10 protein-coding genes are annotated in these 12,287 nt (G+C 36.2%); 9 read left to right on the top strand and 1 reads right to left on the bottom strand.

Annotated elements, in window-relative coordinates; genetic code table 11:
• Positions 1 to 6 precede the first annotated feature (6 nt).
• From RA0C_RS04515 to gcvP, 5 genes are all read left to right on the top strand, one after another.
• Positions 7 to 1,395: an NADH-quinone oxidoreductase subunit N gene (locus RA0C_RS04515; RefSeq protein WP_004918363.1), complete on the top strand. Its 1,389-nt coding sequence runs from the start codon at positions 7 to 9 to the stop codon at positions 1,393 to 1,395.
• Between the two features lie 152 nt (positions 1,396 to 1,547).
• The gene (tpx, locus tag RA0C_RS04510; protein WP_004918366.1) at positions 1,548 to 2,045 is read left to right on the top strand and encodes a thiol peroxidase; all 498 of its coding nucleotides are present in this window, start codon (positions 1,548 to 1,550) and stop codon (positions 2,043 to 2,045) included.
• Positions 2,046 to 2,093: 48 nt separating this feature from the next.
• Positions 2,094 to 2,738: an NAD(P)H-binding protein gene (locus RA0C_RS04505; RefSeq protein WP_004918368.1), complete on the top strand. Its 645-nt coding sequence runs from the start codon at positions 2,094 to 2,096 to the stop codon at positions 2,736 to 2,738.
• Position 2,739: 1 nt separating this feature from the next.
• Positions 2,740 to 3,366, top strand: a complete 627-nt coding sequence (locus RA0C_RS04500) for a J domain-containing protein (protein WP_004918370.1) — start codon at positions 2,740 to 2,742, stop codon at positions 3,364 to 3,366.
• A gap of 441 nt (positions 3,367 to 3,807) precedes the next feature.
• Complete coding sequence (gcvP, locus tag RA0C_RS04495) at positions 3,808 to 6,666, top strand: aminomethyl-transferring glycine dehydrogenase (protein ID WP_004918373.1); 2,859 nt, start codon at positions 3,808 to 3,810, stop codon at positions 6,664 to 6,666.
• 129 nt (positions 6,667 to 6,795) lie between these two features.
• Here the strand turns inward: gcvP and RA0C_RS04490 are convergent, their stop codons facing one another.
• Complete coding sequence (locus RA0C_RS04490) at positions 6,796 to 8,718, bottom strand: ABC-F family ATP-binding cassette domain-containing protein (protein WP_004918375.1); 1,923 nt, start codon at positions 8,716 to 8,718, stop codon at positions 6,796 to 6,798.
• A 143-nt stretch (positions 8,719 to 8,861) separates the two neighbouring features.
• Here RA0C_RS04490 and RA0C_RS04485 point away from each other — a divergent pair, with 143 nt between their 5' ends.
• From RA0C_RS04485 to RA0C_RS04470, 4 genes are all read left to right on the top strand, one after another.
• Positions 8,862 to 9,215, top strand: a complete 354-nt coding sequence (locus RA0C_RS04485; RefSeq protein WP_004918377.1) for a hypothetical protein — start codon at positions 8,862 to 8,864, stop codon at positions 9,213 to 9,215.
• Positions 9,216 to 9,375: 160 nt separating this feature from the next.
• Positions 9,376 to 10,191 carry an MbnP family protein gene (locus tag RA0C_RS04480; protein WP_004918379.1) on the top strand — a complete coding sequence of 272 codons (816 nt, stop codon included), beginning with the start codon at positions 9,376 to 9,378 and terminating at the stop codon, positions 10,189 to 10,191.
• Between the two features lie 85 nt (positions 10,192 to 10,276).
• On the top strand, positions 10,277 to 11,323 hold the full coding sequence (locus tag RA0C_RS04475; protein WP_004918381.1) for a cytochrome-c peroxidase: 1,047 nt from the start codon (positions 10,277 to 10,279) through the stop codon (positions 11,321 to 11,323).
• Positions 11,324 to 12,271 (top strand): transporter family protein, encoded by a 948-nt coding sequence (locus RA0C_RS04470; protein ID WP_004918382.1) that lies wholly within the window; start codon positions 11,324 to 11,326, stop codon positions 12,269 to 12,271.
• Positions 12,272 to 12,287: the final 16 nt, after the last annotated feature.

The following is a 12,287-nucleotide window of genomic DNA, read 5'->3' as shown; positions in this document are numbered from 1 at the left end:
AAAAAGATGAGTGTTTTAATTACTATATTTATCACAGCAGTTATTGCTTTGTTTACGGGTGTTTTTAATCAGGGTAAATATGCTAGGTATGTAGGAATTCTTGGTTTGGGAATTGCGTTATATGTTAGTTTCCTTCCTGATTGTACTTTTTTTGAAAAATACAATGCGATGTTTAGCTATAGTGCTAATACAGCATTATTTACCAAAATATCTTTGGTGGTAACTCTTTTATTATTTTTTATTGCAGGTTTTGCATTTAGTAATCATAGAAGTCACCAGTCGGAGCTTTATGCTTTAATGCTATTTTCTCTTTGTGGAGGTATTATTTTGTTTGGATTCCAAAATATGGTTACTCTATTTTTAGGAATAGAGATACTGTCTATACCGCTTTATGTTATGGCGGGGAGTGCTAAAACCAATCTTCGTTCTGTAGAAGCGTCTATGAAATACTTTTTGATGGGTGCTTTTGCTACGGGCTTTTTGCTTTTCGGTATCGCGTTAATTTATGGAAGTACAGGAAGTTTTGATTTAGCTACTATCCACCTTTTTGGAGGAGCACACGGAGCTACAAGCAAAATGTTTTTATTAGGAATTGTAATGATGTTGGTGGCTATGGCATTTAAAGTCTCTTTAGCACCATTCCATATGTGGAGTCCAGATGTATATCAAGGAGCACCGTCTCTTATTACAGGCTTTATGGCATCGGTGGTTAAGATAGCAGGATTTTATGCGTTTTTCAAAGTGATGACTTTAGCATTTATCGGAGGTTTTTCTACATGGATTAACATTGTAGCTGTGCTTATTATCTTAACGCTTATTCTGTCTAACATTATGGGATTAGCACAAACCAATGCTAAGAGGATGTTGGCTTACTCTAGTGTTTCTCATGCAGGATATATAGCACTCATATTTTTCGGTTTTAGTAGTCTTTCCGCATATAATTTAGCATTCTACCTATTTGCTTATTCTTTAGCAACAGTTGGGGTATTTATGTGTTTGATATGGGTAGAAAAAATAAAGAGAGAAACTTCTTTCGAGGCATTTAATGGTTTGGCAAAAACAGAACCTTTATTAGCTGTTGTAGCTTCTGTATCTCTGTTGTCAATGGCTGGTATTCCGCTTACGGCAGGGTTTATAGGTAAGTTTAATGTTTTTAGTCAAGCTATTTCGGGCAATGCTACTGTACTGGTAATTGTAGCCATCTTGGGTTCTGCCTTGAGTATCGCTTATTATTTAAGATTGATTATAGCGATGTTCTTCTATCAAGAAAGTTCATTTAAAACCAGTGAAAAGGTAAGTATTACTTATAATATTATGGCGGTAGTACTTGTATTGTTACTAGTAGCAATGGGAGTATATCCAGATTTATTTGCTATGCAATTTGGACTTTATTAAGAAAATAAAACTAAGAGTCAATTAGTTGATATATAGAGCGTAAACTTTTCGGAGTTTACGCTTTTTTGTTGGTGTTTATTAGGATAGTAAAGCTAAAAATAGGTTTATAAGAAATTTATATTTATTTTTGATAAATATTAAAACATTTAAAAATGGCAAAACTAACTTTAAAAGGTAATGAAATTAGTAGTGTAGGAGAACTTCCTAAACTAGGAGAAACAATAAAAGACTTTAATCTAGTAGCTTCAGATCTAAGCGAAAAAACTAAAAATGACTTCTCAGGAAAAAGAAAAGTACTTAACATTTTTCCAAGTATAGACACGGGAGTATGTGCCGCTTCAGCGAGAAAATTTAATGAAGAAGCATCTAAGTTAGATAATACGATAGTGATAAATATCTCTAGAGATTTACCATTTGCATTAGGGCGTTTTTGTGCTGCAGAAGGTTTAAATAATGTAGAAACACTATCTGATTTTAGAAGTGATTTTGGAGAAGAATTTGGTGTTACTTTATTAGATTCACCGCTTAAAGGATTGTTGAGTAGAGCGGTTGTCATCACTGATGAAAATGATAAAGTGATTTATACAGAACAAGTATCTGAAATTACTAATGAACCTAACTATGAAGCCGCTTTAGCGAGCTTAAAATAATTTTTTTGAAGGGAGAGTCTGTGTTCTCCCTTTTTGTATTTTAATGAGATGAAAAAAGCAGTAGTTATTGGTGGGACGGGAGCTACAGGTAAGGCTCTATTAAATACACTTTCTAACGATTTATCGTATCAGTCGGTGGTGGCGTTATCTAGGAGAGAGGGTATTTCATTGTTGCCAAAAGTGGAAATTTGTAAAGTAGATTTTAATCATTTAGAACAAAGTTCGGCTATTATTAGCGGAGATGTTGCATTTTCTTGTTTAGGAACTACGCTTAAAGACGCTGGAAGTCAGGACGCTCAATGGCGTGTGGATTATGATTATCAATACACATTTGCTAAAATAGCCAAAGAAAGCGGTATTTCTACATTGGTTTTAATTTCTTCTATGGGAGCAGATAAAAAGTCGCCAATTTTCTATTCTAAAATGAAGGGTAAACTAGAGGAGGCAATTGCAGAACTTAATTTCCCTAACCTTATTATTTTAAGACCAAGTTTACTTATACGCCCTAATACCAAGAGATTGGGAGAGCGTATTTCACTACTTATATTAAATACTTTTAATAAAATAGGATTACTGAAAAAATATCAACCTATATCAGTGGAAGATTTAAGTAAAGCAATGGTAAAATCGGTGGAAAGATACAAAACAGGCACTCATATTTTAGAACTAAAACAAATTTTGGAATTGGTTTAAAGTGAAGAATTACTATTACTTTTTAGGGATTTCGGAAGAGGCTACATCGGAAGACATTAAGAAGGCTTACCGAAAGTTATCACTTAAATATCACCCTGATAAAAACGAAAACGATTCATTTTTTGTGGAGCGTTTTAGAGAGGTTCAAGAGGCTTACGAGGTGCTTATCAACTCAAGTAGTAGAAGCTTATATGACCAAAAACTAGCACAAATACAACAAAACATCAAATCCGACCAGCCACCTTATATCAAGACTTTCCATGCAAATAAACTCCGAGTAAAAAAAGGAGAAGAAATTATTTTAAATTGGCAGACACAAAACGCCGATGTAATAAAAATAATCCCTTTTGGTCTAGTAAAAAATTATGGAGAAAAAAGGGTGAAAATCACACAATTTGATGCCAACGGAGAGTGTAAAATTTTACTGAACGCTACCAATACACTATTGCAAAAAACCGTTGCCAAAGGCATTACTATAAAAGAAATACAAGAGGTAGAAACACCTCTCTTTGAAACTCATTTTACCAATACAAAACAACAATCTAATATTGCTAACCGACCTAGTAAACTTCCGTATATTCTAGCTCTATTGTTGGTGATACTACTTTTATTTTGGCTTTTTCGTTAAGCCATTTTCAATCTGCCAGGGCATTTTTTGCACCTTTTACCCTTTTTAAACTTTTTACAACATTTCTTTTTGCTGCAAAACATCTCTTGTTCAGCCGAAAACGCAGGCGTAAGCACAGGTACTTTAAAAGGAATTACTGCTGTATTCATGTTGCAAATATAATATAATTTAGATTAAATACAAATAAAAATAAACTCATCAATTAGCTGATATTTATCAGATTTTATTTAGGAGCTATTTCCCGCTATCCGCTCATACTCCTCGCTCAGAGGCTCCGCTTCGCTCCGCGCCTATTCGCTGTGGGGTATCCGCTTCTATAGGGGCTATTAGCACGGTGCAAATACAAAATATTGGTACATAAGCACACAAAATCTTTGTATAGAAAACCAAAAAGTAATAAATTTACGCTCTGTAATCTAATAAAAAAACAATAGAAAATTTATGAATACACAAGCCTTTGTTAATCGTCACATTAGTCTTAACGAGCAAGACACACAGGCGATGCTTTCTAAGATAGGAGTATCTTCAATAGAGGAGCTCATTTCTCAAACCATACCAGCAGATATTAGAGCGGATAAAGATTTAAGCATTTCAGAACCCCTATCGGAGTACGAAATGCTTTCTCATTCTAAGGAGTTAGCTTCTAAAAATTATCTTTTTGATAATTACATTGGGTTTGGTTATCACAATGTAATATTACCGTCGGTAATTCAGAGAAATATTTTAGAAAATCCTAGTTGGTACACGGCTTATACTCCATATCAGGCAGAGATAGCACAAGGTAGGCTAGAAGCACTACTTAACTTCCAAACAGTGGTGTCTTCATTAACGGGCTTTCCTTTATCTAATGCCTCTTTATTAGATGAAGGTACAGCAGCGGCAGAGGCTATGCATATGTTCTTTGAAAACCGAACTAGAGAGCAGAAAAAAGCAGAAGCTAATCGTTTTTTTGTGTCAGAGTTGGTGTTGCCACAGACGATAGCTGTACTTCAAACTAAAGCAGATGGACTAGGGATAGAAATCGTAGTAGGTTGCCACGAGAAAGAAAATCTAAACGAAGGCTTTTTTGGTGTGCTACTTCAGTATCCAGGTAAAAACGGAGTGGTATTAGACTATACAGAGTCTATTGCCAAATATAAAGAAAACAATCTACAAGTAGCGGTGGCTTGTGACCCAATGGCATTGGTTAAGCTGAAATCTCCTGCCTCTATGGGGGCGGATTGTGCGGTAGGTACTACACAGAGATTTGGTATTCCTATGGGATATGGTGGTCCACACGCAGCATTTTTTGCTTGTCAAGAATCTTACAAGAGAGATATACCTGGTAGAATTATAGGGGTTTCTCAAGATATGTACGGTAAGAGAGCGTTAAGAATGGCGTTACAGACTAGAGAACAACATATCAAAAGAGAAAAAGCGACTTCTAACATCTGTACAGCACAGGTTCTTTTGGCGGTAATGGCAGGAATGTACTGTGTGTATCACGGACCTAAAGGTCTAGAGTTTATTGCAGACCAAATTCACTATAAAGCGAATGCACTTGCGGAGTCTTTAAAAATATTAGGTTATCAAGTGGTAGAAGAAGCAAGTTTTGATACTGTTAAAATAGCATTGTCAGAGGAAGAAAAACTCAACTTAATGATGCTAATGAGAGGGCAGAGTATCAACCTGAATTACTTTACCGAAGGTATCGTAAGTATAGCACTCAATGAGGCTTGTACTGAAGATAAGTTACAAAAATTATTAGATGCTTTTGCGAATTTTAAAGCGAAGCAAAGTTTCAAAATCAATATAAAAGAAGAATGTACTTTACCTAAAGACTTATTAAGAACAGACGAAATATTGAAAGATGAAGTCTTTAATAAGTACCATACGGAAACAGAGCTGATGCGTTATATCAAGAGATTAGAGAGAAAGGATTTATCTCTAACTCACTCTATGATTTCGCTAGGGTCTTGTACAATGAAACTGAATGCTGCTACTGAAATGTTGCCATTATCTTGGGCAGAGTGGGGTAGTGTTCATCCATTTGTACCTACAGAACAAGCAGGTGGTTATCAGTTATTGATTAAAGAATTAGAAAAAGATTTAGCAGAAATTACAGGTTTTGCAGGAACTTCTTTACAGCCTAACTCTGGAGCTCAAGGCGAGTATGCGGGGCTTATGGTCATTCGTGAATATCATAAATCTAGAGGAGAGGGGCATAGAAATATCGTGTTAATTCCTCAGTCTGCTCACGGTACTAACCCAGCATCGGCAGTAATGGCGGGTATGAAAGTGGTTGTAGTGAAAAATCTAGAAAGCGGAGAAATAGATTTTGAAGACTTTAAAGCCAAAGCAGAAGAACACGGCGAAAACCTTTCTGCGGTAATGATTACCTATCCTTCTACTTACGGTTTCTTTGACGCTAATATCAGACAAATTACCAGTTTAGTACACCAATACGGCGGACAAGTTTATATGGACGGTGCAAATATGAACGCTCAAGTAGGCTTTACAAGTCCAGGGCTTATTGGGGCAGATGTGTGCCACCTTAACCTTCATAAAACATTTGCAATCCCTCACGGTGGAGGTGGTCCAGGGGTAGGACCTATCTGTGTGGCAGAGCATTTAGTTCCGTTTTTACCGTCTAATCCTAATATCGGGGTAGGTGGTTCACAGGCAATTCAGGCAATTTCTTCTGCACCTTATGGGTCGTCATTAGTGCTTAATATCTCTTATGCTTATATCAAGATGTTAGGAGCTCAAGGTCTTAAAAAGGCTACGGAACATGCCATACTTAATGCCAATTATCTAAAAGATGTTCTAAAGGAACATTTCCCTATTCTTTATACTAATGCTCAGGGCAGAGTGGCACACGAGTGTATTGTGGACTTCCGCCAGTTTAAGACACTAGGTATAGAGGTAGCCGATGTTGCTAAACGATTGATGGACTACGGTTTCCATGCACCTACAGTGAGTTTCCCTGTGGCAGGTACGCTAATGATAGAGCCAACCGAATCTGAAAGTAAGGCTGAACTAGACCGTTTTGCAGAAGCTCTTATTTCTATTAAGAAAGAGATAGAAGAAATAGCTAACGGACAAGCTGATGCTCAAAATAATGTGCTTAAAAATGCACCACACACAGAGCAAGTGGTACTTTCTGACTCTTGGGATAAACCTTACTCTAGAGAGAAGGCGGCTTATCCTTTAGATTGGGTACGAGAGCATAAATTCTTTGCATCTGTATCTAGAGTAGATGAGGCTTATGGAGACAGAAACTTAGTGTGTACTTGTGCACCTATAGAGAATTATATGTAGTATCTTTTATACCAAAAACAAATAGCTGTATCTATTAAGATACGGCTATTTGTTTTTTTATGTATTAGGGATAGAGGTTTTATTTTTTAATGAAGGAGGCTCTTGCTGTGAAAAAGGGAATGTTATTTATTAATAAGCGTCTAATTGCTCCGATAGGCTTTCCCATTCAGACATAATAGCTTCTAGTTCCTTTTGTAAGGTTTGGTATTTTTCTAGTTCCTGTTCCGTAGGATTAGTCTTTGCAAATATATCCTCTAGAGTTGCTATTTCAGTTTCGTAGTCGGCTATTTTCTCCTCTAGCTTCTTTATTTTGTTTTGTAGATTCTTTTGCTCTCTAGAAATAAACTGAGGTTTCTCCACCACTACAGGCTCCGCTTTTGGAGGAGGTGTTTTGGCTTTTTCCTCTAGTTTAGATTTCTCTACGGATATTTCTCTAATGCTTTCCTTTTGTCGGTATTCTAGGTATTCATCTATGTTACCTAAAAACTCCTTCATCTTACCATCTCTAAACTCAAAAATCTTATCGCAAAGCCCTTGCAAGAACTCTCTGTCGTGAGAAATAACGATAAGTGTACCTTCAAAATTCTGTAAAGCGAGTTTTATAATTTCCTTGGACTGTATGTCTAGGTGGTTGGTAGGTTCGTCCATAATCAAAGTATTGAACGGACGCAACAACAACTTACATAATGCTAATCTATTTCTTTCGCCTCCAGAAAGTACTTTAGTTTTCTTGTTTACGGCATCGCCTTGGAAGAGAAAACTTCCTAAAAGGTCTCTTACTCTAGGTCTGGTTTCTTCGGTGGCGGCTTCTTCGGCTTCTTCTAGTACGGTTTTGTTTGGAGTAAGTACCTCCTCTTGATTTTGGGCAAAGTAGCCGATGTTTACATTGTGTCCTAAATTCCAACTTCCCGAATAATCTTTAATCTCTCCTGCGAGTATTTTGGCAAGGGTGGTTTTACCTTGACCGTTTTGTCCGAGTAAGGCTATTTTTTCGCCTCTTTGAACGAAAAAGTCCACACCATCAAAAACCTGTTTTGTGCCGTAGGCTTTTCCTAAATTTTCAGCTTCAAAGATTACTTTCCCAGGAACGATACTCTGTACAAATCTGATGTTGAACTTAGAAACATCTTCGTTATCTATTTCTATGCGTTCTATTTTTTCTAATTTTTTAATCAAGGATTGAGCGAAAGAGGCTTTGGTAGCACTAGCACGAAATCGGTTGATGTTGTCTTCCATTTGCTTGATTTCGGCATCTTGGTTCTTTTTAGCTTGTTCTAGTTTCTCTCTTCGTTCCTTGCGGAGCTCTAGGTATTTGGTATAGTTGGCTTTGTAGTCATCTACCTTTTTATTATTGATGTCAAAAGTTCGGTTGCATACCGAAGTCATAAATTGCTTGTCGTGGCTCACCAGTACAATAGCCCCAGGGTAATCTTTTAGGAAGTTTTCTAACCAAATGATGGACTCCATATCTAAGTGGTTGGTAGGCTCGTCCAGTAGCATAAGGTCATTCTTTTGGAGGAGTAGTTTGGCGAGTTCTATCCTCATACGCCAGCCGCCAGAAAACTCATCGGTTATCTTTTGGAAGTCGTCCGCTTTAAAACCTAGTCCCAAAAGTATTTTTTCCATATCGCCCTCTAGGTTGTAAGCATCGTGATGATGAAGCAAGTCGTTAAGCTCCGTCATACGATGAATGAGCTGATGGTAGGCATCGTTTTCGTAGTCGGTTCTAGTGGCTAGTTGGTGATTAACATCGTCTAGCTCTGCTTTCATCGCGTTGATTTGTTCAAAGGCTTGCATCGTTTCGTCCCAAACGGTTCTACCTTTTACAAAATCTAAATCTTGCTTTAAGAAACCTATGCTGATGTTACCTTCTGGGATTACTTCGCCTTCGTAGAAACTTATTTCGCCCGAAAGCATTTTGAGGAGTGTAGATTTGCCAGCTCCATTCTTCCCAACTAAACCTATTTTATCTTCTTTTTTTATAGTGAAATTAACATCACGGAACAGGTAATTCCCCGAATGATGCAATCCTAAACTCTGAACTGAAAGCACAATGTCTAATTTTTAAATGATTAACAATTTAACGAACGGCAAAAATAAGGAAAATAACTGTACTATGATTTTTATCCATATTGGCAATTGGTATTATAAAAAATATTAGTTTTGTACTCGTGAAAAAGGTTTTAGCTTATATAATGTTAGCGATTATAATGCTGGTTTCTCTCCAGCAGAGTATAGTTGTGGTTCATTTTAAGCTAAACCAAAGCTTTATAGAGGCAAATTATTGTATTAACAAAGATAAGCCTCAGATGAGCTGTCATGGTAAATGTTACTTAGAAAAAGAACTGAAAGACAACCAACAAGACGACGTTTTGGTAGGTCTATCTTTATATGAAACGGTTGTTTTTGTACTTTTGGATAATGGGTTGCCTACCTTTGATGAGGTTTTCTACGAAAATTCTGAACGCAAGATTATATCCAAAGACTTCTTTGTTCTAAGAGATGTTTTTGACCAATCGTTTCGTCCTCCTATTTCGTTAGCTGTTTAATCATTTTATTTTTATGCTATCATTGTTTCCTTTGTTTTGATAAAGGATTGGTGGTATGTATTGTTTCGGATATGATAATAATTGTCATCTATTCGGAACTAATTATGAATACTTTTTATGCAGGTGTTCTATCTAATCAATTTAACTAAATAGAAAAATTATGAAAAAATATATCGTATTTGCTTATGTCGCAATTATTTTAAGTTTGGTAGTATCTTGTAACAGAGATGAAGAACCAACAATAGACGCTAATGATAAAAATTCTGTAACATTAAAATTTGAAAACTTCTTTAACGGACAGGCAATGTATGAGCTTTCTGGAGTTTATACTTCGTCATCATCTCAGAAACATAAGTTTAGTACTTTAAAATATATAGTGAGTGATGTTATTCTAGTAAAATCCGATGGTGGAGAGGTTAAATATCATTACCAAAATCCAGACAAAGGGGCTTATATCGTGGACCAGTCGGAGGAAGCTATAACACATAATTTTGTGTTAGAGGAAATTCCAGCTGGAGATTATAAGCAAGTTAAGTTTGGGCTAGGTATTTCTCCTGACGCATTTGTTTTAGGGCAAGAAAAACAGGCTTTGTTTTGGGATAAAGCTAAGACGAATGGTATGAACTGGAGCTGGGCAAGTGGCTATAAATTTGTGAATTTTGAAGGAACTTATTCTGACGCTTTAGACAAAAACTTCAAAATACATATAGGTAACATAGGGAATCCGCAGCAGAGCAAAACTCCTGATGTTTATAAAGTTATCACATTAGACTTGCCACAAGTGGCTAAGGTAAGAAAAGTAATTGCTCCTCAAATACACATTATGGCGGATATTAACCAATTCTTAAGTGGTAAGAATAAAGTGGTTTTATCAGATGATAATGCACAGGCGATGCACCCTAGTAAGTCTGTGGTAAAGGAAACAGCGGAAAATCTTTCGCTTATGTTTAGTGTGGACCATGTTCATAATAACTAGGCTACTATTTCCAATAAATTATTTTTAATTATAAACTCTACCTGAAGTTAAGTCTTTGGGTAGGGTTTAAATAAATTACGGAAAAATGAAAAGCTATATTATCACAGGGCTGGTGGTTCTTGTTTCTGTGCTTTCTTGTCGGAGCGATGAGGCGGAAGTTCAGTATCCTATAGACCAACCTTACGCATTTGGAATACCATCTAATTTTCCAGAAGTGAAGTACAATTTACAGGCTAATAAACCTACGGAATATGGCGTTCAGTTAGGGAAAAAGCTATTTTATGACGGAAGATTAGCCAAAGATAATGCTGTAGCGTGTGCTTTTTGCCATATTCAAGAAGATGCCTTTACACATCATGGGCATACGGTAAGCCACGGAGTAGAAGGTAGAGAGGGTTTTAGGAACGCTTTGCCAATTCAAAATATGATTTTTTTGGATAAATATATGTGGGACGGTTCTGTAACCGATTTAGAGATGCAACCCATTATTCCTATTTCGGCACACGAAGAAATGGACGAAACCATAGAAAATATTACACAAAAGATTAAAGACGATAAAGATTATAAAAGACTTTTTACCATTGTGTATGGCGATGACAAAGTTACGGCTGAAAGAATTTTGAAATCTCTCACACAGTTTATGTCTATAATGATTTCGGCTAACAGTAAGTACGATAAAGTGGTAAGGAATGAAGGAGAAAAATTTACAGAGGAGGAGGCGAGAGGTTATACTATTTTTAAGCAAAAATGTACGGCATGTCATTCCACGGATTTGTTTACAGACCAAAGCTACAGAAATACAGGGCTGCCTTATAATCCGATATTAAAAGATGAAGGTAGAAAAAGAGTAACAGGTAAAGATTCTGATTTTTTGAAGTTTAGAGTTCCTAGCCTTAGAAATGTGGAATATACCGCTCCTTATACTCACGATGGTAGATTTTATACCTTAAAGGCATTGCTTGATTTTTACGATTCGGGAGTTATAGATAATCCTAACTTAGACCCTGAATTTAGAAAGGTTAAAGGTAGAGTAGGAATTCCTTTAACAGAGCAAGAAAAATATGACCTTATTTCATTTTTAAAAACTTTAAGTGATACTCAATTTATTACTAACCCAGCATTTTCAGAATAGATGATGAAACAGATAATTTTAATTTTTAATTTATTTAGTCTATTGATTTTACAGGCTAAAGATAGTATTAGTGTTAAACCAACAAATTTTCCTATCCAATCTCTAAGGTGGTTAGAGGAAGATTGCGATGCGTGTGGTTGTGCGGTAGGTAATGCCGCTTCTGGTTTTGAAAGCATACTCAATCCTCAGTTTATTGGGATTAAATATCTTTACCAATCGTATGAATCTAAAAGTAATATTTTAGACGCTCATTTTTCCGTTCCAGAACATTACAACACGGTACAAATCTGGGGGCGTATTCCACTCCATAAAAATGTAGATGTTTATGCCAATTTGCCATTTCATTTTCATAGCAGATATACAGCAGATACCAAACAAGAATTAAGTGGTGTGGGAGATGCGTCGGCATCTATTATTTATAAACTTAATTTGGATAAACAAGATTCGCATAGGCTTAATTTTGGAGTTGGGGTTAAAGTACCATTAGCTAAATTTGATGAGAAAACGGCTAACTCCTATAATCCGAGTTTTCAGAGAGGAACGGGGAGTTGGGACTATTCTGCCATTGTTAATTATACTTATATGAAAGGACAATGGGCTGTAGCACTTTCCACCGATTATATTTTTAAAAATCAAAATAAGTATTATTATCGCTTTGGAGACCAATGGAATACTTCTGTTACAGGGTATTATATCAAAGATTTTGATAGTTTTAGACTGTCTCCTAGATTGGGAATTTCTACGGAAAAGTATTTCCAAAATGTACAGGTGGGAGAAAAAGTGCCTCACACGGGCGGTTATCTGGTGTTGAGTAAATTGGGAGCGGAGTTTTCTTTTCGTAAGTTTAATATAGGCTTGGAAAGCCAATTGCCTTTGCGTTCCGAAATAGCCATTAATTCCGTTAGGATAAACGCGAGACATTCCGTTTACATCAATTTTAATCTTTAATTCTAGAGGGGATTTT

Source organism: Riemerella anatipestifer ATCC 11845 = DSM 15868, assembly GCF_000252855.1.
Lineage (GTDB): Bacteria > Bacteroidota > Bacteroidia > Flavobacteriales > Weeksellaceae > Riemerella > Riemerella anatipestifera.
The sequence above is the reverse complement of the archived record's forward strand: the minus strand, read 5'-3'. Positions and strand labels throughout refer to the sequence as shown.